The organism is Methylomonas rivi, assembly GCF_024505165.1.
GTDB lineage: Bacteria > Pseudomonadota > Gammaproteobacteria > Methylococcales > Methylomonadaceae > Methylomonas > Methylomonas rivi.
Genome location: NZ_JANIBK010000073.1, coordinates 1 through 17,956, shown reverse-complemented (window position 1 = coordinate 17,956; position 17,956 = coordinate 1). Strand labels below are relative to the sequence as shown.

At 55.0% G+C, this 17,956-nt stretch carries 22 protein-coding genes; 15 read left to right on the top strand and 7 right to left on the bottom strand.

The window, feature by feature from the left end:
* The 13 genes from NP596_RS13390 to NP596_RS13330 all read left to right on the top strand — a co-directional run.
* Positions 1-549, top strand: a 549-nt coding sequence (locus NP596_RS13390; RefSeq protein WP_305891773.1) for a citrate/2-methylcitrate synthase, incomplete at its 5' end; no start/stop codon positions are given.
* A gap of 14 nt (positions 550-563) precedes the next feature.
* Positions 564-740 (top strand): DUF1674 domain-containing protein, encoded by a 177-nt coding sequence (locus tag NP596_RS13385; protein ID WP_256615883.1) that lies wholly within the window; start codon positions 564-566, stop codon positions 738-740.
* 33 nt (positions 741-773) lie between these two features.
* A complete protein-coding gene (gene sdhC / locus NP596_RS13380) occupies positions 774-1,145 on the top strand; it encodes a succinate dehydrogenase, cytochrome b556 subunit (protein WP_256615881.1) in 372 nt (123 codons plus the stop codon).
* Between the two features lie 12 nt (positions 1,146-1,157).
* Positions 1,158-1,526, top strand: coding sequence for a succinate dehydrogenase, hydrophobic membrane anchor protein (gene sdhD / locus NP596_RS13375; protein WP_256615880.1), 369 nt, complete (start codon positions 1,158-1,160; stop codon positions 1,524-1,526).
* A 3-nt stretch (positions 1,527-1,529) separates the two neighbouring features.
* Entirely contained in the window at positions 1,530-3,314 is a 1,785-nt protein-coding gene (gene sdhA, locus NP596_RS13370) for a succinate dehydrogenase flavoprotein subunit (RefSeq protein WP_256615878.1), read from the top strand.
* Positions 3,314-4,096: a succinate dehydrogenase iron-sulfur subunit gene (locus NP596_RS13365; protein WP_305891772.1), complete on the top strand. Its 783-nt coding sequence runs from the start codon at positions 3,314-3,316 to the stop codon at positions 4,094-4,096. Before sdhA ends, NP596_RS13365 begins: the two co-directional genes overlap by 1 nt.
* Complete coding sequence (locus NP596_RS13360) at positions 4,093-4,332, top strand: FAD assembly factor SdhE (protein ID WP_256615877.1); 240 nt, start codon at positions 4,093-4,095, stop codon at positions 4,330-4,332. Before NP596_RS13365 ends, NP596_RS13360 begins: the two co-directional genes overlap by 4 nt.
* Positions 4,333-4,533: 201 nt before the next feature.
* Positions 4,534-5,709 carry a hypothetical protein gene (locus tag NP596_RS13355; RefSeq protein ID WP_256615876.1) on the top strand — a complete coding sequence of 392 codons (1,176 nt, stop codon included), beginning with the start codon at positions 4,534-4,536 and terminating at the stop codon, positions 5,707-5,709.
* A gap of 159 nt (positions 5,710-5,868) precedes the next feature.
* Positions 5,869-6,312: a ferritin-like domain-containing protein gene (locus NP596_RS13350; protein ID WP_256615875.1), complete on the top strand. Its 444-nt coding sequence runs from the start codon at positions 5,869-5,871 to the stop codon at positions 6,310-6,312.
* A gap of 27 nt (positions 6,313-6,339) precedes the next feature.
* On the top strand, positions 6,340-7,773 hold the full coding sequence (fumC, locus tag NP596_RS13345; RefSeq protein WP_256615874.1) for a class II fumarate hydratase: 1,434 nt from the start codon (positions 6,340-6,342) through the stop codon (positions 7,771-7,773).
* A complete protein-coding gene (locus NP596_RS13340; protein ID WP_256615873.1) occupies positions 7,766-8,503 on the top strand; it encodes a rubredoxin-like domain-containing protein in 738 nt (245 codons plus the stop codon). The genes fumC and NP596_RS13340 overlap by 8 nt, the downstream gene beginning before the upstream one ends.
* Positions 8,504-8,507: 4 nt before the next feature.
* The gene (locus NP596_RS13335; protein WP_256615872.1) at positions 8,508-8,918 is read left to right on the top strand and encodes a thiol-disulfide oxidoreductase DCC family protein; all 411 of its coding nucleotides are present in this window, start codon (positions 8,508-8,510) and stop codon (positions 8,916-8,918) included.
* A gap of 120 nt (positions 8,919-9,038) precedes the next feature.
* Positions 9,039-9,497 carry a beta/gamma crystallin domain-containing protein gene (locus tag NP596_RS13330; RefSeq protein ID WP_256615871.1) on the top strand — a complete coding sequence of 153 codons (459 nt, stop codon included), beginning with the start codon at positions 9,039-9,041 and terminating at the stop codon, positions 9,495-9,497.
* Positions 9,498-9,519: 22 nt separating this feature from the next.
* On the opposite strand, the gene NP596_RS13325 is transcribed toward NP596_RS13330, so the two are convergent.
* Positions 9,520-9,945: an HIT domain-containing protein gene (locus NP596_RS13325; RefSeq protein WP_256615870.1), complete on the bottom strand. Its 426-nt coding sequence runs from the start codon at positions 9,943-9,945 to the stop codon at positions 9,520-9,522.
* A 151-nt stretch (positions 9,946-10,096) separates the two neighbouring features.
* Here NP596_RS13325 and NP596_RS13320 point away from each other — a divergent pair, with 151 nt between their 5' ends.
* A complete protein-coding gene (locus NP596_RS13320; protein ID WP_256615869.1) occupies positions 10,097-11,146 on the top strand; it encodes a hypothetical protein in 1,050 nt (349 codons plus the stop codon).
* Here the strand turns inward: NP596_RS13320 and NP596_RS13315 are convergent, their stop codons facing one another.
* From NP596_RS13315 to NP596_RS13290, 6 genes are all read right to left on the bottom strand, one after another.
* A complete protein-coding gene (locus NP596_RS13315) occupies positions 11,147-11,929 on the bottom strand; it encodes a DUF5765 domain-containing protein (RefSeq protein WP_256615868.1) in 783 nt (260 codons plus the stop codon).
* A gap of 260 nt (positions 11,930-12,189) precedes the next feature.
* Entirely contained in the window at positions 12,190-12,399 is a 210-nt protein-coding gene (locus tag NP596_RS13310; protein ID WP_256600626.1) for a dodecin, read from the bottom strand.
* 15 nt (positions 12,400-12,414) lie between these two features.
* Positions 12,415-13,032 carry a thiamine phosphate synthase gene (thiE, locus tag NP596_RS13305; RefSeq protein WP_256615867.1) on the bottom strand — a complete coding sequence of 206 codons (618 nt, stop codon included), beginning with the start codon at positions 13,030-13,032 and terminating at the stop codon, positions 12,415-12,417.
* Positions 13,029-13,814, bottom strand: a complete 786-nt coding sequence (gene thiD, locus NP596_RS13300; RefSeq protein ID WP_256615866.1) for a bifunctional hydroxymethylpyrimidine kinase/phosphomethylpyrimidine kinase — start codon at positions 13,812-13,814, stop codon at positions 13,029-13,031. The genes thiE and thiD overlap by 4 nt, the downstream gene beginning before the upstream one ends.
* A complete protein-coding gene (locus NP596_RS13295; RefSeq protein WP_256615865.1) occupies positions 13,811-15,766 on the bottom strand; it encodes a BRCT domain-containing protein in 1,956 nt (651 codons plus the stop codon). Before NP596_RS13295 ends, thiD begins: the two co-directional genes overlap by 4 nt.
* A gap of 203 nt (positions 15,767-15,969) precedes the next feature.
* The gene (locus NP596_RS13290) at positions 15,970-16,458 is read right to left on the bottom strand and encodes a transcriptional repressor (protein WP_256615864.1); all 489 of its coding nucleotides are present in this window, start codon (positions 16,456-16,458) and stop codon (positions 15,970-15,972) included.
* Between the two features lie 240 nt (positions 16,459-16,698).
* Here NP596_RS13290 and NP596_RS13285 point away from each other — a divergent pair, with 240 nt between their 5' ends.
* Entirely contained in the window at positions 16,699-17,937 is a 1,239-nt protein-coding gene (locus NP596_RS13285) for a diguanylate cyclase domain-containing protein (RefSeq protein ID WP_256615862.1), read from the top strand.
* Positions 17,938-17,956: the final 19 nt, after the last annotated feature.

The window sequence follows — 17,956 nt, the reverse complement described above, 5'->3', positions numbered from 1 at the left end:
GCCAATCCTTACGCCTGCGTGGCGGCGGGTATTGCCGCCCTGTGGGGGCCGGCGCACGGCGGCGCCAATGAAGCGGTATTGAACATGCTGGCGGAAATCGGCAGCGTGGAAAACGTGCCTAAATATATTGCCAAGGCCAAGGATCATGACGATCCCTTCCGTCTGATGGGCTTTGGCCACCGCGTCTACAAAAATTTCGACCCCCGCGCCACCATCATCCGCAAAACCTGCCACGAAGTGTTGAGCAAGACCCAGAAAAACGATCCGCTGTTCGAATTGGCCTTGGCCGTGGAAGAGCATGCCTTGAAAGACGAATATTTCATCGAGAAAAAACTCTATCCCAACGTGGATTTTTATTCCGGCATCATTTACAAAGCCTTGGGTATTCCGGTGGACATGTTCACGGTGATGTTTGCGATTGCCAGAACCTCGGGCTGGGTGGCGCATTGGCTGGAAATGATGGCGGAACCGACCACGCCCATCAGCCGTCCCCGCCAGCTGTACGTCGGTTCGCCGCAACGCGATCTGCCGGCGATTAAAAATCGTTGAAACCTAACCGGCGTATGACGAACAACCGAACTCAACCCGAAAACGGAAGCGGCCCGGCGAAACCCGAGCCGCCGGTTGCGGATGCCAATCGGCAAGATCAACCCGAGGTCGCGGAAATTAATGGTCCGAAAGGTCCGGAGCCCACGCGCTACGGCGATTGGGAACGAAAGGGGCGCTGCGTCGATTTCTAGGCAGCGTTTTTCAAATCAAGTATAGGGTAAACCATGTCAGCCAACCGACCGCTCTCTCCCCACCTGCAAGTTTATCGTTTGCCCTTAACCGGATTGATTTCCATCACGCACCGCATGACCGGCGTGCTGCTATCGATGGGTTTGGTGTTATTCGTCTATGTGCTGTTTGCCATGGCCGCCGGCGAGGCGAGTTACCTGGCCATGCAGGCTTTTATGTCGTTCTGGCTGTTCAAAGCGGTGTACTGGGGGTTTATTTATGCCCTGTTCTTTCATTTATGCCACGGCACCCGCCATTTGATTTGGGATATCGGTAAAACCTTCGATCGCGCCACCTTGGACAAATACGCACTGATCGAACTTGCCTGTTCCGCACTCTTCACCCTCATTACATTTTTATTGTCCTAATCGGAGTACGCCATGTCTTTCGCCAAAATCGCCGATTGTTTTTCCATACATAATGCGACTGGGCATTTCTGGTATCAGCGGGTCACGGCGGTTGCCCTCATTCCTTTGTCGGTTTGGTTGCTGGTCTTGCTGAATAAAGCCCTTACCGCGCCCTATGCGGATACCGTGGCCTGGTTGACATCGCCCACCAACGCGGCGGCCATCATCGCCTGGACAGCGGCCGTCATTTTTCACGCCGCCCTGGGCGTGCAGGTCGTCATCGAAGATTACGTTTCCACGCTGTCTGCCCGGCATCTGGCGATTCGCGCCACTAATTTAATTTTTCTCGCATTGGGCGTTGCAGCTTTAACTGCAATTTTCTTTATTCTTATGGACAGGTAACCCATGGCCTCAGCGTATAACATCATCGAACACCAACACGACGTGGTCGTGGTTGGCGCCGGCGGCGCCGGCTTGCGTGCCACATTCGGCATGGTGGAGAAAGGCCTCAAGACCGCCTGCATTACCAAGGTTTTTCCTACCCGCAGCCATACGGTTGCCGCCCAGGGCGGTATCAGCGCTGCATTGGGTAACATGGGCGAAGACGACTGGCGTTTTCACATGTACGACACCGTCAAGGGTTCCGACTGGCTGGGCGACCAGGATGCCATAGAATACATGTGCCGCGAGGCGATTCCGGCGATTATCGAACTCGAACACTACGGCGTGCCGTTTTCCAGAACGCCGGAAGGCAAGATATATCAGCGCGCCTTCGGCGGCATGTCCACCCATTTCGGTAAGGGCCAGGCGCAACGCACCTGCGCGGCCGCCGACGTGACCGGCCACGCCATTTTGCATACCTTGTATCAGCAGGCCTTGAAGCATAAAGCGGAATTCTTCGTCGAATACATCGCGCTGGATTTGCTCATGCAGGACGGCGAATGCCGGGGGGTATTGGCTTGGTGCCTGGACGACGGCTCGATTCATCTATTTCGCGGCCATCAGACCGTGCTGGCGACCGGCGGTTACGGCCGTACCTACCTGTCCTGTACCTCGGCTCATACCGTCACCGGCGACGGTAACGGCATGGCCTTGCGGGCCGGTTTGCCGTTGCAGGACATGGAATTCGTGCAATTTCACCCTACCGGCATATACGGCTCCGGCTGCCTGATGACCGAGGGCGCGCGCGGGGAGGGCGGTTATCTGACCAACTCGGAAGGCGAAGCCTTTATGGTGAAATACGCGCCGCATGTCAAGGATCTGGCGTCCCGCGATGTGGTCAGCCGCGCCATCACCGTCGAGCTTAACGCCGGTCGCGGGGTAGGGCCTAAGAAAGATCACGTGTATTTACATCTGGAGCATCTCGACCCGGCCATCATCCACGAGCGCTTGCCGGGTATTACCGAAACCGCGCGGATTTTTGCCGGTGTCGATGCCACCAAACAGCCGATCCCGGTGCTGCCGACCGTGCATTACAACATGGGCGGCATTCCGACCAATTACAAAGCCGAAGTGGTGACCTTGAAGGACGGCAATCCGGATTACGTGGTGCCGGGTCTGATGGCCATCGGCGAAACCGCCTGCGTGTCGGTGCACGGCGCCAATCGGCTGGGCTCCAATTCGTTATTGGATTTGGTGGTGTTCGGGCGGGCGGCGGCGATCCGTTGCACCGAATTGATCAAACCGGGCATGCCGCATAAACCCATGGCAAAAGATGCCGCCGACCAAGCCTTGACCCGGTTCGACAAAATTCGCCATGCCAACGGCAGCCGCTCTACGGCCGAAATACGCCTGGACATGCAGACCACCATGCAGTCCAAGGCGGCGGTGTTCAGAACCGAAAAGACACTACGGGAAGGCATACAGCGCATGGGCGAAGTAGCGGCATCCTTCGAGGATATCAGAGTCGGCGACAAATCCCTGATCTGGAACACCGATCTGGTGGAGACGCTGGAATTGGATAATCTGCTGGGACAGGCCCACGTCACTATTTCAGCGGCCGGCAATCGCCAGGAAAGCCGGGGCGGCCATGCCCGCGAGGATTTCCCCAAACGCGACGACGAAAACTGGCTGAAACATACGCTGACCTGGCGGGAAAACAATCAAGTCAAAATCGATTATCGGCCCGTCCATCTGTATACATTGACCGACGAAGTCGACGTTGTTGCGCCAAAAGAGAGGGTTTACTAATGGTTGAATTTACCTTGCCGCAAAATTCGGTGGTTAAAAAAGGCAAAACCTTTAAAGCCGCCGGCGCCGCCAATATCCGCAAATTCGAAGTGTACCGCTGGGACCCGGATACAAACGAAAACCCGCGTATCGATAGCTATGAAATCGATATGGATCATTGCGGGCCGATGGTGCTTGACGCCATTTTAAAAATCAAAAACGAAATCGATACCACGCTGAGCTTTCGGCGTTCCTGCCGGGAAGGGGTCTGCGGTTCCTGCGCCATGAACATCAACGGCAAAAACACCCTGGCCTGCACCAAGGCGATTGCCGATTACAAAGGCACGGTGAAGATTTTCCCGCTGCCGCACATGGCGGTGGTGAAAGATCTGGTGGCGGACATGAGCCACTTCTTCGAGCAATACGCGTCCATCAAACCCTGGCTGACTAACGATACCGAAGCGCCGGCAGCCGCCGAGCGCCTGCAAAGCCGGGACGAGCGCGCCAAGCTGGATGGTCTGTACGAGTGCGTGCTGTGCGCCTGCTGTTCGACCAGTTGCCCCAGCTATTGGTGGAACAGCGACAAATACCTGGGCCCGGCCATATTGTTGCAGGCCTACCGTTGGCTGGCCGATAGCCGCGACACCGACGATCAGGCCCGCCTAGACGAGTTGAACGAGTCGTTCAAATTGTACCGTTGTCATACCATCATGAACTGCACCGACACCTGCCCGAAAGGTCTGAATCCGGCCAAAGCCATTGCCGAAGTCAAGAAAATGCTGGTGCGGCGCGAGCATACATGAGCGAACTCAACAAGCTGCGCTGGCGCTGCCGGCGCGGCACGCTGGAACTGGACTTGCTGCTTGTCCGCTATCTGGAAAATGGTTTTATAGCCGCGGGCCCCGCGGAACGCCAAGCTTTTTTATTACTATTGGATTGCGAAGATACCGATTTAATGCGCTATTTGATGGGGGAGTCCGCGCCCCGCAACGCCGCGCTCGCCGATATTGTCGCCAAGATCAGGTCCTTGCCAGCCTAAACCCATGCCGCTACCGTGGACGTCGGAAATTACACGCGCAACGTTCATGAACCGGGGCGGTGCGCGGGTTTTAATATCGTTATACTTTTTTGCGCATCGAATTTCGGCACCTTAATATCCTCTCCCGCGGGAGAGGGTCGGGGCGAGGAGAATCGAAAACCGAAATTTGCCGTGCGATGACTATAGTTTGGGAGACTTGCCATGCCGACACCGCCATTCGCCGCCAGCATTCTGATTTTGTCGCTTTTCATGCTGCTACCGGGCTGCGGCAGCGTGGAAACGCCGGCCCGTCTCGGCCAACTGGAGGAAAGCCTGGGCGACTTTCAGCTACCTTTAGCCGTAACGCCATCGGTCGATCCGGTTGAATTTGCCGGCTGCATGGCCCCGGAAACGGCAAAATTAAAGCTGGGTTTCGGCCAATTGGTCGGCAAGCTAAAATCGCAAGCGGAAAACGGCTTATTGCTGAACCCATTAGGTTTATTGGACGGCGCCAATCTTACGGAGCATGCCTTGCAAGCCCGGGCGCATTTACAAACGTTGATTGACCGTTTCGAGGCCAATCCCATGGCCGATTTGGCCGGGATGCCGGCTAGCGGCATTAGCGAAAACATCCGCCGAAAAGCCGAAGAAATCGTAGCTAACATGCGGCAGCACCCGCTCGCCGCGCAGCAAGATGTGCAATTGCTGAAAAAGCTTGGCCGCGCTTATTTAACAACCTATTTCACCAAGCCCGTGAACGTCGATGAGCGGCGGAATGAAGCCGACAATACCTTGCGCGAGGAAATTGCGGCCATTTTGAAACGCAATCCCAACGATCAAAAAATTACCGCCTTGCTGGATATGCTGCAACCCAGGTTAAAACCTTCCTGGTCGAACGTGGCGGGATTTATCGATCGCGACGGCAGCCGGTTTGGTTTTACCGGTCTGTCGGCGTCCGGCGCGGACGGTTCGAAAGTGGACCATAGTCAAATCGGCGCCGATGTAATGCGCATCTTTCTGGATGCCCTGCGCGATACCCTGGCGCCGCTGCCGGTGTTGGCGTATTCCACGGCCGGCGAATTCCCGGCGGAATTCGACGTCCTGACCTTTCAAGACGCGGACCGGCCCATGGGTGTCGATTGGCATATCGATAGGCACGATCCCGCTAAAGCGATCCGCTTAAGCCTGAGCGCTCGGCAATTCGAGTACATACAGGCCACGGCCAAACAAGCCGAGGCGTCGGCGGCCAGCAGCGTCGGCAAAGCCATTCGCGGCGGCGCCGCGGGTTCGCTGAATAACGAAGCGCTGGCTCGGCAACTTGAAACGGCCGCCGGCGTATTGGCAAGACACGCGGCAGAGCGTTTGCAGTGGTGCTTGCTGGCCCAGGGAAAGCTTTAGGCGATTTCCCGCGAAAAATATAGCCGTCAGTCAGGTAGATTTATTCTTGGCAATCGCCTTAACGGCATCCGCCGGCCGCTCATAGCTTTTATTAGGTTCCCTAAACGATTCAAAAGGCTTATAGTTAATCCCCGTTCCATTCTGAGACAGGAGGCTATCATGGCTAACACCGGAATCGATCAAGACGCCGTCGTCCAGGTATTGAATCATATCCTGGAAGCCGAACTGGCCGGCGTTGTGCGTTACACTCACTATGCGCTTATGGTTTTCGGCTATAACCGCATCCCCATCGTGTCCTGGATGCGGGGCCAAGCCAATGAATCCTTGTTGCATGCCAACGAGGCCGGCGAACTGATCACCCATTTGGGCGGCCATCCTTCGCTGGGTATTGGGCCGTTATTGGAAACCCATAAGCACGACATCGGCGATATTCTGCGCGAATCTCTCGAACACGAAACCCAGGCCCTGGCCGAATACTACAGCCTGTTGGAACTGGTGAATGGCCGCAATGTATTGCTGGAAGAATACGCCCGCAGGATGTGCGCACTGGAGGAAACCCACGTCGGCGAGGTGCGTAAGATGCTGTTAAAGCCGGGCGGCTAACTCGCCGCTGTTGCCGAGTCGAAATCCATGGATAAGGCGCCCGCCACCCGCATCGAAACCGACTCGCTGGGTAGCATGGCCGTGCCCGCCGATAAATACTGGGGCGCGCAAACCCAGCGTTCGTTGCTGCATTTCCGGATAGGCGAGGAACGTCTGCCGCGGCCGTTGATCCGGGCTCTGGGCATGGTCAAATATTGCGCGGCGCTGGTTAATGTTGACCTGCATAACCTGGATGAACGCATGGGGCGGGCGATTGCCGAGGCGGCGCAACGCGTCATGGATGGCGAAATGGATGCGCATTTTCCGCTGGTAATCTGGCAAACCGGTTCCGGTACCCAATCCAATATGAATGCCAACGAAGTGATCGCCAATTTGGCCAATCTCGGTCTTGGCGGCGCACTCGGCGCGAAATCGCCGGTACACCCCAACGATCATTGCAACCGCGGACAATCCAGTAACGACGTATTTCCAAGCGCCATGCATATTGCCGCCGTAGAGCAGGTGCAGACTTTACTGATCCCGGCCTTACGGCATTTGCGGCAAACCTTGCGGGATAAATCCGTAGCCTGGGCCGATATTATCAAGGTCGGACGCACGCATCTGCAGGACGCCACGCCGTTGACCCTGGGCCAGGAATTCTCAGCTTATGCCACCCAGTTGCAACTGAGCCTGGCGCGTATCGACGACAGTTTGAAGCGGCTTTATCCGTTGGCCCAGGGCGGCACCGCGGTCGGCACCGGCCTGAATAGCAAACCGGAATTCGCCGAACATTTCGCGGCGCGGGCGGCACAGGTGACCGGTTTGCCGTTCGTTTCGGCCGCCAACAAGTTCGAAGCCATGGCCAGCCACGACGCGCTGGTCGAATTGTCCGGCGTTTTGAATTGCATCGCCGTCAGCCTGAATAAGATCGCCAACGACATTCGATTATTGGCTTCCGGGCCGCGCGCCGGGCTGGGCGAGCTGATGCTGCCGGAAAACGAGCCCGGTTCCTCCATCATGCCCGGTAAAGTCAATCCGACCCAGTGCGAAGCGATGACCATGGTATGCGCGCAGGTCATGGGCAATCACGTCACCGTTACCATCGCCTGCGCTCAGGGACAACTAGAACTCAATGTCTTTAAGCCGGTGATCATTTTCAACGTACTGCAATCCATCCGGCTATTGGCCGAGGCGATCAACAGCTTTAACGAACATTGCGTTGTGGGGATTACGCCGAACCGGGACCGTATCGCCGAACTGATGAAAAATTCGTTGATGCTGGTGACCTCGCTGGTGCCGCATATCGGTTATGACAAGGCGGCGCGCATCGCGCACGCGGCTTTAAAAAATCAAATTACTCTGCGCGAAGCGGCCATTGCCAGCGGCCTGATTGGCGCGGAGGCATTCGATGCCATTGTCAGACCGGAACGCATGGTTTCGCCGGACCGCAGTGAGCCGCTGCTAGGGGCAAGCAATGAATAATTCCGATACCTTTAACTTACCCGACGAATCGCAGTGGGTTTGTTTGCAATGCGGCTACAACATGATAGGCGAAATGCCCGATATTTGCCCCTTTTGCGGCGCCCGGCACGACCGATTCATGGCGTGGGAGGAGGCGGAAACCACATATCGAGTGACCGGTTACGCCGTAAACGATACGGTCAGCCAGTTGCTGTCGCTACCCAAGCTGGGATTGGAGCACGCGGCCTATCGTATCGAAACCGAGTCCGCTGCGGTCTGGATCGATTCGCCGTCGGCATTTAACCGCGATTTGGCGCCGGTGAAGGTTATTTTGTTCACCCACCGCCACTTCATGGGCGCATCCAATCAATACCGGCGGCTATGGCGCGCCGAAGTCTATTTGCATGAGCTGGACGCCCGCCACCGGCTGGCGGCAGCGTTCGACATCGACCGGCGCTTCGACGGCGATTTTACCGTCCACGGCATAGAGGCTTTCCATACCGGCGGCCATACGCCCGGATTTACGTTTTATATTTACCGGGACACTTTGTTCATTTGCGACTATGTATTCCTGAGCAACACCGGCATGGAATTCAATCCATACGGGCCCGCGGCGGAAACGGTAAAACAAGCCAAACGCGTTCTGGAAATCGTTAGCGGCAGAGATTTAAACACCGTGTGCGGCTATAACTATGTTGCAGAATTTGCCGACTGGTTGCCCAATTTCGAAACGCTGGTACTGAAAGGTTGAACGCATGCGCCCCGAAAATCCGGAAAATTCGCTTGAGATGAAAGTTGATTCGCAAAAGTTGACGGTTTTTTACGATGGCGCTTGCCCTAAATGCAGACGCGATCGGGCGACTTATGAAAAATTGGCGGGTGGCGCGGCCGAACTTGTGTGTTGGTTCGATATTACCGGCCAGGAAAACCGCCTGCGGGAGCTGGGTATCGAGCCGCGCAAGGCTTTATCGGAACTGCATGTCCGCGATACCGACGGCCGCATCGTTTCCGAACTCGACGCCTACATTCTGTTGATGAATAAAGTGCCGCGTTTGAAACTCTTTGCCCGCGTGATGGGTCTGCCGTTTGTCCGGCCTTGGTTGGCCAAGCTATATCATTGGCAGGTAAACCGGCGGCTGCGAAAGCGCGGTGTACCGGCCGAGTAAGCATTGAGCTTGACCAGGCATGCAACATTTCGATGTTCTGACGTTTTAACGGCGATTTTTATGGCTTATGCCGCCAATCGGCGCCATTAAAAATCATTCAATAACTCACGGAGAACAACAATGAACAAAATCAATTCTGTGTGTAGAACAATAGAATCCATACTGTTAACCGCCGCTTTGCTGGTTTTAGCACCGGCGGTACATGCCAAGGATAAGGATTGTTGGGTGGAGTTCTTTCAGGGCAGCCAGTATAGCGGCGATCGTTTTCGTCTCGACGGGCCCATCCGACTGGATAATCTGCGTACGGTCCAGGGGAAAAACTGGGAACTGGAGATCAGCAGCCTTAAAACCGGTCCCCGGGCCAAGGTAACGGTGTTTGAGAATACCAACTTTAAATTAACCCTAAAAGAAATGGAGAAATACCCGGAACTGCTTCATTCGTTGGGGTTGACGGAAAAAGACGCCATGGAGGACAAGGAACTTATCTTCGGTGCTAATTCCAACATACACGATCTTAGCGATTTTAATTTTCGGAAAAAAATTCGTTCCTTAAAAATCGACTGCGAATCGCGATTTTGAGAGGCGGGATGGGTTTGCACGGTTAATCGCCAATCAAATGGCCTTGCAGGCTTTCCCGCAGCCGGGCTATGTGGATTCCGGCCTCTTGTTCGGTATAGGCGCTGGCCGCGAATTTGCCCCAGACCGGGCCCGGCCAGGCAATATCGGTCCGGTAGCGCGCCACATGGTGAAGGTGCAGTTGCGGCACCAGATTGCCGATGGCGGCGATATTCAGCTTGTCCGGATGGTAAAGCGCAACCAGCGCTTCCGCCAGTCGGCACGACTCCTCCAGCAATTGTTGCCTGTCGCCGGGCTTCAGTTGATAAATTTCCGCGATGTCGGGCCGTTGCGGTACCAGAATTGCCCAAGGATATTGCTTGTCGTTCATCAACAGGATTTTACACAAGGCGAAATGGCCCACAAGAAAGGTGTCCTGGTGCAGGCGCGGATGTAACTGAAAAAAGCTCATGATGGGGTCGGCGGCGAATAAATGAGGCGGGATTTTACCGGACACGCCCGCATTTAACCATGCCGGATGAAAGTGCGTCGAGCAAGCAGTTGAAACATAAGGCGGATTGAGGATAATAGCCGCCCACAACTATAACAATAAAGGTGGCACCATGTCGGCCCAGGCTATTCTTGCTCCGTATCAGATCGGCGATCTCAAGCTTTCGGTTTCGTTTCGTTTTTTGTTAAGCCTCTATGCCATCGTTCCGCTGTGCGTGCTGGTACTGTGGTTGGACCGATACGGCTTTCAACACGCCTTACGCGACATGCTGCCCAGCAGTCCCAGCCATTTTCTGTTGTTTCAGATTTTGTTCGGCACCCCGCATATTATCGCCAGCAATTTGCTGCTGTTCGGGCATGCCGATTACGTCGGCACGTTTAAAAACAAGCTGCTGGGCATGACTTTGTTTATCGCAGTATTCTTCGGGATAGGCAGTTTGTTTATTCCTTACCGGGCGCTGTACATCATCAGCGCTGCCTGGACGGTGTACCACGTGTTAAAACAGCAACACGGGGTTGCCAAGGCGGTGTGCCGTTTACCGAATTGGGCGTTTTATCTGCAATTGTGGTTGAGCGTCAGCGCGGGTATTTTTATTTACATGGGGATTTTTTTAAAAAACAGCCTGACGCTCTTGCAGGCGGATATCGTCTTGCAGATTGCCGGCGTATTGACCGCGGCTTTGCTGATTTCCACGCTGGTTTGCCAAAAATACGTGCCGAGCCGCTTCGGGGTGTACTTTTTATGGGCCAACACCTTATTGGTGGCGGCCAGCTGGTATGTGTACAGTCAGCAGTATTATTTCTTGGCGATCCTGATGCCGCGCCTGGTACACGATATTACCGCCTATAGTTTTTATGTCAGCCACGATGTTAATCGGCACGGCGACCGGCCTCAAAACGGCCTGTTCAGACTGGCGGCATTCTGTCATGTGCCGGTGGCCGTCGTGTTGCCGGCGCTGTCGTTTTTATTGACCTATTTATTGCAGGTTTACGGCGACGATTTGGTCAATGCAATCCTGCAAACGCTGTTTTCCACCCGAATTTACAAGGCCGTCACTTTAGGCTTGATAGGTTATCTGGCCTTGATGCATTACTACACCGAGGCCTTTGTTTGGGCGGCGGGTTCGCCGTTGCGGCGCTATATACGCTTTAGCGGGATTTGATCACTGTTTCGGCTGGCTGTTTTGCTCAAGCCGTTCGCGGGTCAAAAATTCCGGATACGCTTGGCCGTACCAGCTGGTGACATGCAAAAAACGGCGAACCGGGGTTTTTATCAGCAGCAACAGCAGGCCTATCGAATATAAACACCATACCGCCGCCCATTCGTTCATGTTGTTGGTGGTCAAATAAGCCAATAAGGGGCCGGTATTGAGGTGGTAAAGCACCAGTTTCCAGGAACCGTATAACAGCGGCAGCACAAACGCCGCGTAAACATAACTGTTGGCCATGGCTATGCTGCCGCTGGCCGGAATGGCCCAGGCGATATGCCATTGGCCGGAGGTCGAGCAGATTTGCTTGCCGCAAAACGGCATGCTGAATTTGATGTCGGTGCCCGGCAAAAACTGGTAAAACCGGTCGAAGCACAAGCTGGCCCAGTCGAAAGGGTAAATGCGCATCATGAAGATGGTGGCCGCGCCAAAACACAAGCCGTACACATAAGGCGCAATGCGCTGCCGCAAGGGTTGCGGGATGAAATGCATGGTCACCGCGTTGACGAAAAACGGCTGGAAAGCGATGTGCATATAACCCAAGAAGGTGGCAATCTGATTGTTCGGGTTAAAACACTCATCGATCACCGTGTAGGTATAGGCCTGCAGCAATTCCATCAAGGAAAAATACGCCAGCGCCATGCACAGTACCCTGGATTCCCCCCGGCGATAAAAATAAACCGTACTCGCAAAGCCGGTAACCGCAAGCGCGGCCGAGGCCTCTCCACTCCAACACATAAACCCCTCCGGGGATCGAAACTTTTATAAACTAGAATCCGATGCAAACTCAGACTCTGTGTCGGAGTTTGAAATAAGACGATGTAATGCGGCTTGATAGCCGCTGCTGTTTTGGGATTGGGGGCGGCCCAGTACGCCAAAGGCGAGCAATTATTTGCTTTGCTCAGACGCCTGGAAAACGGATGGAAGGCGGCTAGGGGTAGGGTGGCGAGATTTACAAAGCGTGGTTCTCGCCACTTTAGGAATAAATGAACGGATTGTTAATCTTCGACGGTAAAACCTACTTTGATGGTAACCTGCCAATGCGCGACTTTGCCGTTTTCGATATGGCCGCGCGTCTCCACCACTTCAAACCAACGCATGTTTTTAACGGTTTGACCGGCCTTGGCGATGGCGGTTTCGATGGCATGTTGGATGCCGGCACTGGAAGAGCCGGTCAGTTCGATTTTTTTATAGACATGTTCCGACATAATAATCTCCTTGATTTAGGAATGAAATAGGGCTTGATAGGCCTGAGCCGCCGCTTGCGGTTCGCGGTCGAAGATGCCGCCTATCACCGCCAGTAAGTCTGCACCCGCGGCAATTATCTGTCCACCGTTTTCCGGCAGAATGCCGCCGATAGCGACAATAGGCAGTTTCAACTGCTGTTTGGCCAGAGTTAAAGTCGCTGGTTCGGCCGGCGCCGCCAGCGGTTTGGAGCCGGATGGAAAGAAGCGGCCGAAAGCCACATAATCCGCGCCGTGCCCGGCCGCGGCACAGGCTTTTTGTACATCGTTATAACAGGACACGCCAATAATGGCATCAGCTCCCAGCCGCTGTCTGGCGTCGGCGATGTCGCCGTCATCCTTGCCCAGATGCACGCCGTCGGCACCGGCTTTCAATGCCAGCTCCACGCTATCGTTAATCAGCAACGGGGCCCGGTAAGCATGGCACAGCGTTATTAATTGCCGGGCCAAACCGACTGCGTCGAGCGGCTGTTTATCCCGGTATTGAACCGCCACGGCGCCGCCTTTTAGCGCCGCTTCCACCTCGCGCAGGATTTGTGCGAGAGTTTTGCGTTCGGGTTGGGTGATGGCATACAGGCCGCGTCGCGGAAATTTCATGCATCCATCCAGAATAACCGCTGGGGATTGTATTGGCCCTTGCCGGGCAGATAGGCGGCCGCCAGACTTTGCCAGGTAAATTCCTGGGCTTCGTTGACCGCCGTAAACACATCCAGGCCTTGAGCGAGCAGGGCGGCAATGGCGCTGGCCAGCGTACAGCCGGAGCCGTGGTAATGGTGCGGCAGCCTTTCCCAGTTAAAAGTTTCGTTCAAATTGTCCGGCATGAACAAACGGTTATGCACCAGTAGGGAATTTTCGTGGCTGCCGGTGATTAACACGTTTTGGGCGCCTTTGGCCAGCAATAGGCGGGCGCAATCGGTTAAATCGTCCTTACCCGCCAATTTGCGGGCTTCCTGGCTGTTCGGCGTCAAGACAGCGGTCAACGGCAGCAGCTTGTCGACGATGGCGGCTATCAGTTGTTGTCCGGCCAGCTCGGTGCCGCCGCCGGCAGCCAGGACCGGGTCGAGTACCACCGGTATATCCGGACATTGCCGCAAAATGCCGTGAATGGCCAGCGCGGTATCCGGATGGCCCAGCAAACCGATCTTGATCGCCGAGACTTTGAAATCGTTCAGCACGGTTTCCGCCTGGCCGATAATGTCGGCGGGATTTTGCGGCAGCAGTTTTTTAACGTTGCGGCTGTCCTGTTCGGTCAAGGCGGTAATGACGCTGGCGGCGTGGCAGCGGTGGCTGACGATGGCTTCTATGTCGGCCTGTATGCCGGCGCCGCCGCTGGGGTCGTGGCCGGAAAAGCACAGCACGATAGGAGGGCGGGCACTCATGCGCCGGCCCCGTTCAGCAACCGCAGAAACTCCTGTTCGTTGATGATGCTAACGCCTTTGTCGTGGGCGGCATTCAGCTTGTTGGCGCCCACGTTGTCGCCGGCCACCAGATAATCGGTTTTGGCCGATACCGAGGAGCCGACCTTGGCACCCTTGGCCTTGGCTTGTTTGCCGAGTTCGTCGCGGCTGCCGCTGTGCAGGGTGCCGGTGAATACCAGGGTTTTTCCAGCCAAGGGATGGGATGCGTTATCGGCTGGCTGTTGGCTGCTTTGCAGATTGAATCCCAGCCCCATCAGCTTATCGAACAAGGGTTTGATATTGGCAAAGCCTTCGGTAATCACCGCGGCGGTTTTTTCGGCAAAGCCCTCTATCGCCACGACTTCATCCTCGCCGAGCGAAAAAATATCCGTCAAGGCATAGTGTTGCAATAAGCGTTCGCAATTGCCCAAGCCCATTCTGAACACGCCGAAAGCAGCCAAAAAGCGCCAGTCTTCCACGGCTTCGCTGCGGCTGCGCAGCAATTGATCGACCAGATTTTGCGATTGCTTGGGGCCGAAACCCATGCTTTCGAATTGCTCGGCCGTCAGCGCATAAATTTCATCGACCCGGCGAATACCGTTTTCATACAGTTTTTTGATGCTGGCGGCACCGAAGCCGTCGTTGTTTTTCAGCACCCGGAAAAAATGCTCCATGCTGTTGCTGATCTGGGCCGGACAAGCCAGGTTATTGGGACAGATCAGGTAATCGTTGTCCCAAATCAATTCGTGGCCGCAACTGGGGCAGCGCTCGGGCACTTGCGGTTCGGCGGGCCGGATCACCTGCTCGATTTTAGGAATCACTTCGCCGGAGCGGGCCAGCCGGATAATCGCGCCGGGGCCTATGCCTTTCTCCAGCACCATTTTGTAATGATGAGCCGTAGCCCGCGACAACAGGGCGCCGCTAAGACGCACAGGTTCCAGTTCGGCGACCGGGGTAATGCGTCCGGAGCGCGACGTTTGCGGCGTCACCCTCAGCACTTCGACTTCGGCGGTTTGCAAATTTTCTTTGTAGGCCAATTGCCAGCGATGATGGTGGCGGGTGGCGCCCATGTGGTTTTTCAGCTCTTCGTCGACGATTTCCAGAATCACGCCGTCGACATCGTAATCCACCTGATGCCATACGGTTTTAACAATGTTTTCGAAGCCGGCGATGAGGGTTTGCCACGGGCCTTCCCAGCACGGCAGCAGGGCGAAGGGGTAAAACACCGCCGCCTGCTTCTTGATGGCTGCTTCGGCATGTTCGTCCAGTTCTTTTTCCTTGATGACGCTGGCCTGAAAGTTGCGAGCATTATCGAAATGCGCGGCGAGATGTTCGTCAAAATAACTGCGCGACACCACGATCTCGCCGGCACCCAAACCGCGATGTCCATGGCCGGCAACCCGCAGGCCGCGTTCGAACACCCGGCTGATGTCCTGGCCCTTGCGGCCGTCGCCGCGCGTGTAGAGCATTTCGCCGTCGTCGTAGGCAGCGTAGCCGTCCAGTTTCGGAGTGACTTTAAAGCTCAATTCGGCAAAATTTTTTCCCAATTCTTGCGCGGCTTTTTCTATCCGGCCTGCCCAGCGTTCCACGTCATCCATACTATAGGCCTTGTCGGTGGACAGCATGACGACCGGTAAATCCACGGTTTTGCCGGCAAAGGCCGGTTCGGGTTCTACCGCTTGTAATAAGGGATGTTCCGGATGGCGTTTTCCGAGTTCCGCCAGATAGATAAAGTCGTAGTCGGCATCGCTGACAATCGGTTCGCCGCCACGGTACAGGGCATTGGCAAGTTGTAAAAAAGCCTGCAATTCGCTGTCGCTGGCCGAGGCAATCGAGTCCGGGTGTTTACAGAGTTGGCAAAAACGCTGTTCGCTCAGGATGTCGAAGTTTAGGGCGGCTTGTGCGATAAGTTTTTTTTGGGAGGCGGTCAGCATGTCGGCCCGGGCAAAATCAGTCAGGCCGGAATTATAGAGGATTTGGGGTAAAAAAAGGGCGGATGGATAAATTCATCCGCCCTGAGACCTATCTTTCAAGAGGATATGCCAACGGTAGGAAAGCAATTGACATGGGTTGTATTTTAGGGAGGAACGCTCAGCGAATATTGATTTAGGTCAATGTTTAAACGGGTTTCGAAACTTTATTCGGCGCGGCAGCTTTTGCACAGGCCGTGGATCTCGATGGTCTTACGCTGCGGACTGAACAAGGCGCTTTGCATTTCCTCGGCCAGCGCTAAAAACACCTGCGGCGCCGAACGCTCTTCCACGTTATGGCAAACGGTGCAGATCAATAAAAGTTGGTCGTGCCGGGTGCCGGAGCTGCGGCAACCCACGAAGGCATTCAAGCTTTCCACCCGATGAATCAAGCCTTGCTCTAGTAAAAAATCCAAAGCGCGATACACTGTAGCGGGTTTCGCGGCGTCATTGCTGGGGCGTATCAAATCCAGCAAGTCGTAGGCTTTGACGGCCTTGTGGCTGTTCCAGATCAATTCCAGAATTTTGTGGCGGATCGGCGTTAATTGCACGCCGCGGCTGATGCACAAGTCTTCGGCGGTTGCAATGGCGTTTCGGATGCACTGATTGTGGTCGTGCTCGGCTGTTTGATCGGATAGTGTAAATCGGGCAGTCATTTTAAAAGAGTGATCAAGTTCATCAACAACCTCGGGAAATCGCTTTATAGTGAAACCCAGCACCGTCGGCCGGGTTTTCGCTAAAGCGTAATCTGAGGGAATTTCGTGAAATTTCGGGCAAATTCTTGATATTGATTATAATCAATCCTATGAAGGTCACATCTATTTAATTGCAAAAAATAGGGAATGTTTAATGTTTAGAGTGCACTGCCGCTTTTGTTCCGGGTATGGGAGTTGTACATGAAAGCCACCAGCTTTCTATTGTTTAGCATGCTTTGGCTGATGTTGATTGGCTTGTCTTTTTATTATCAGGTGGAAGACGACAAAAAATACGGCCAAAAAATCGCCTATACGCAAGCGGAGATGTTTTTTCGGCATATTGTGCTGATGAGGCAATGGAATGCCGGACATGGCGGCGTTTATGCCCCGGTTACCGAACAGAACCCACCCAACCCCTACCTGAATACGCCCGACCGCGACGTTACCACCAGCACGGGCCAAAAACTGACCTTGATCAATCCCGCTCTGATGACCCGGCAGCTGGCCGACATGGAGAAAAGCCACAGCGGTATCCGATTTCATATCACCAGCTTAACGCCCATACGGCCGGAAAATAAAGCCGATGCCTGGGAAACCAAGGCGCTGCAAGCGTTTGTCCAAGGCCGGCAATCCTACGAAGAATTGAGCGACATCGGGGGGCAAAGTTTTTATCGTTACATGGGGGCTTTGGTTTTAGAGCCGTCCTGCCTGAAATGCCATAACGGCCCCGAGCATAAAGTCGGCGATGTGCGCGGCGGCATCAGCGTCAGCATACCGAGTTCCAGTATCGACGATTTTCTTTCCGTGCGCTTGCAATGGCTGCAGCAATCCCATCTATTGATTGCGGCGATCGGATTAATGGCTTTATTGGTTGCCTATTGGGCTCAGGAAAGGCTCAATAAGCGGCTGACGAAGGCCCGCAGCCATTTACAACTGGCCTATCTGGATTCGTTGACCTTGCTGCCTAACCGGCGTTATTACGACGCCTTCGTCAGACGCGAATGGAAACGCGCCACCCGGCACCATTATCCGCTGTCGATGATCATGATCGATATCGACTTTTTTAAAGCGTACAACGATAGCCTGGGGCATGTGGAAGGCGACCAATGCTTGCGGCAAGTGGCCCGCACCTTACGGCGCTATTTCAGGCGTTCCGGCGATTTGATCGCCCGGTACGGCGGCGAGGAGTTTTGCGTGGTGGCGGCCTGCGATTCCTTGCAAATCATGCAATTGGCCGAAATTTTACGGACGGCTGTCGAAAGCATGAAATTGCCGCACCCCGAGTCCAAAATTTCGCAATACGTCACCATCAGCCTGGGCGTGGCGACGCTGATACCGCGGGAAAATATCGAGTTCGGCGATTTACTATTGCATGCGGACCGCGCCTTATACGACGCCAAGCATTCCGGCAGAAACCGGGTCGAGAAATATAGGGGCTGACACGGCGAATCCCCGCCGG

Bases quoted from the DNA above. Each gene is read 5' to 3' on its own strand.
- sdhA (WP_256615878.1), top strand. From the start codon at position 1,530: ATGGCCTCAGCGTATAACATCATCGAACACCAACACGACGTGGTCGTG.
- sdhC (WP_256615881.1), top strand. From the start codon at position 774: ATGTCAGCCAACCGACCGCTCTCTCCCCACCTGCAAGTTTATCGTTTG.
- NP596_RS13340 (WP_256615873.1), top strand. From the start codon at position 7,766: ATGAATAATTCCGATACCTTTAACTTACCCGACGAATCGCAGTGGGTT.
- NP596_RS13310 (WP_256600626.1), bottom strand. From the start codon at position 12,399: ATGTCGGAACATGTCTATAAAAAAATCGAACTGACCGGCTCTTCCAGT.
- NP596_RS13330 (WP_256615871.1), top strand. From the start codon at position 9,039: ATGAACAAAATCAATTCTGTGTGTAGAACAATAGAATCCATACTGTTA.
- NP596_RS13385 (WP_256615883.1), top strand. From the start codon at position 564: ATGACGAACAACCGAACTCAACCCGAAAACGGAAGCGGCCCGGCGAAA.
- NP596_RS13350 (WP_256615875.1), top strand. From the start codon at position 5,869: ATGGCTAACACCGGAATCGATCAAGACGCCGTCGTCCAGGTATTGAAT.
- thiE (WP_256615867.1), bottom strand. From the start codon at position 13,032: ATGAAATTTCCGCGACGCGGCCTGTATGCCATCACCCAACCCGAACGC.
- NP596_RS13325 (WP_256615870.1), bottom strand. From the start codon at position 9,945: ATGAGCTTTTTTCAGTTACATCCGCGCCTGCACCAGGACACCTTTCTT.
- NP596_RS13365 (WP_305891772.1), top strand. From the start codon at position 3,314: ATGGTTGAATTTACCTTGCCGCAAAATTCGGTGGTTAAAAAAGGCAAA.
- NP596_RS13320 (WP_256615869.1), top strand. From the start codon at position 10,097: ATGTCGGCCCAGGCTATTCTTGCTCCGTATCAGATCGGCGATCTCAAG.
- thiD (WP_256615866.1), bottom strand. From the start codon at position 13,814: ATGAGTGCCCGCCCTCCTATCGTGCTGTGCTTTTCCGGCCACGACCCC.
- NP596_RS13285 (WP_256615862.1), top strand. From the start codon at position 16,699: ATGAAAGCCACCAGCTTTCTATTGTTTAGCATGCTTTGGCTGATGTTG.
- NP596_RS13290 (WP_256615864.1), bottom strand. From the start codon at position 16,458: ATGACTGCCCGATTTACACTATCCGATCAAACAGCCGAGCACGACCAC.
- NP596_RS13295 (WP_256615865.1), bottom strand. From the start codon at position 15,766: ATGCTGACCGCCTCCCAAAAAAAACTTATCGCACAAGCCGCCCTAAAC.
- fumC (WP_256615874.1), top strand. From the start codon at position 6,340: ATGGATAAGGCGCCCGCCACCCGCATCGAAACCGACTCGCTGGGTAGC.
- NP596_RS13355 (WP_256615876.1), top strand. From the start codon at position 4,534: ATGCCGACACCGCCATTCGCCGCCAGCATTCTGATTTTGTCGCTTTTC.
- NP596_RS13335 (WP_256615872.1), top strand. From the start codon at position 8,508: ATGCGCCCCGAAAATCCGGAAAATTCGCTTGAGATGAAAGTTGATTCG.
- sdhD (WP_256615880.1), top strand. From the start codon at position 1,158: ATGTCTTTCGCCAAAATCGCCGATTGTTTTTCCATACATAATGCGACT.
- NP596_RS13315 (WP_256615868.1), bottom strand. From the start codon at position 11,929: ATGTGTTGGAGTGGAGAGGCCTCGGCCGCGCTTGCGGTTACCGGCTTT.
- NP596_RS13360 (WP_256615877.1), top strand. From the start codon at position 4,093: ATGAGCGAACTCAACAAGCTGCGCTGGCGCTGCCGGCGCGGCACGCTG.